The organism is Salinicola aestuarinus (assembly GCF_003206645.1).
In the GTDB taxonomy this organism is placed as follows: Bacteria; Pseudomonadota; Gammaproteobacteria; order Pseudomonadales; family Halomonadaceae; genus Salinicola; species Salinicola aestuarinus.
Genome location: NZ_PZJP01000011.1, coordinates 1 through 1,208, shown reverse-complemented (window position 1 = coordinate 1,208; position 1,208 = coordinate 1). Strand labels below are relative to the sequence as shown.

The following is a 1,208-nucleotide window of genomic DNA, read 5'->3' as shown; positions in this document are numbered from 1 at the left end:
GCTGGCCGTGTCGGCGTCACCGGCGTTGATCAGGCCATCGGCATCGTTGCTGGTGAGAGTGGCCAGCGGTGCCGCATCGGCAAGGGTGTCGAGCGTGGCTGTGTCACCGAAGTCCGCCGTGTTACCTGCTTCATCAGTGATGGAGAGGGTGGCGGTGAGAGTGCCGTCGTTGAGACCGGAGAGGTCGGCGAGGGTCGAGAACGTGCCGCCCGTCAGATCGATATCGACACCTTCGATCACGACGGGCTCGCCACCGGCATCGCTGGTGATCGTGAGTGTGTCAATCGATGCGCCGTCCTCGATCTGACCGGTGAGGATCGCGCTATCGGCTTCGTCAGCACTGTAGACGTCGTCGGCGAAGCTGACGGTGTTGTCGCCCTCGGCCGGCGGGGTGGTATCGATCGTTAAGGTGAACGGATCGCTGGGGGTGGAAACGTTGCCGTTGGCATCGGTGGCTGTGGCGCTGAACGTCACTTCGCCGTCAGGGAGTGCCTCGACCGGGAACGACCAGGTGCCGTCATTGCCGGCGGTGGTGGTGCCGACCTCAACGTCGTCCTGGAAAACCGTCACGGTCGAGCCGGCCTCGGCCTGGCCATTGAGGCGTGGCGTGGCATCGTTGGTGCTCGTGCCACTGTCCAGATTGCCGGCGTTCGGGGCAACGTTGTCGGTAGCGCTGTTCAGCGTCGGCGCGACTGGCGGGGTCTGGTCGTCGAAGTCGACATCCACCGTCGCCGTCCCTTCGGGGCCGGTGTTACCGGCGTCGTCGGTGGCCGTTGCGGTGACTGCCGCACCGTCTGCCAATGCGGGCGTGGGCGTGAATGACCAGTTGCCGTTCTCGTCGGCGGGCACGGTGCCAAGCACGTTGTCGTCATCGTCGCGGAGCGTCACCGTGCTGCCGGCTTCGGCGGTGCCGGTGATGGTCTCGCCGTCGGTCGGGTCGATGATCGGGGCGTTGGGGGCGGTGGTATCAATGGTCAGGGTGAACGGATCACTGGCCACCGACTCATTGCCATTAGCATCGGTGGCTGTGGCGCTGAACGTCACTTCGCCGTCAGGGAGTGCCTCGACCGGGAACGACCAGGTGCCGTCATTGCCGGCGGTGGTGGTGCCGATCTCAACGTCGTCCTGGAAGACCGTCACGGTCGAGCCGGCCTCGGCCTGGCCATTGAGGCGTGGTGTGGCATCGTTGGTGCTTGCGCCGCTATCCA

1 protein-coding gene is annotated in these 1,208 nt (G+C 65.5%); it reads right to left on the bottom strand.

Features of this window, described 5'->3' with window-relative positions; translation table 11 throughout:
- A partial coding sequence (locus DOM41_RS14890) for an Ig-like domain-containing protein (RefSeq protein WP_245391870.1) occupies nt 1-1,208 on the bottom strand: 1,208 nt, incomplete at both ends.